General features: G+C 43.1%; 1 protein-coding gene. It reads left to right on the forward strand.

The annotated features are described in order from the left end of the window. The coding region (locus tag RT99_RS18900; RefSeq protein ID WP_042566306.1) for an HYR domain-containing protein at positions 1-281 on the forward strand (281 nt) is incomplete at both ends.

The raw sequence follows: 281 nt of genomic DNA on the forward strand, positions 1-281 counted from the left end.
GAAATACACAAACGTGTACACAAACGGTAACAGTTAGCGATGCCCAAAAACCAACAATTACCTGTCTGTCGAATGTTACGGCTGTAGCCGATGCCAATTCATGTACTGCTACAGGAGTTGTTTTAGGAACACCAACAACAACTGATAACTGCACAGGCACAATCACAGTTACTAATAATGCACCATCGAGCTTTCCAATCGGCGTTACAACAGTAACCTGGACAGCAAAAGATGCTTCGGGAAATACACAAACGTGTACACAAACGGTAACAGTTAGCGAT

It is taken from the genome of Flavobacterium sp. MEB061, assembly GCF_000834715.1.
GTDB lineage: Bacteria > Bacteroidota > Bacteroidia > Flavobacteriales > Flavobacteriaceae > Flavobacterium > Flavobacterium pectinovorum.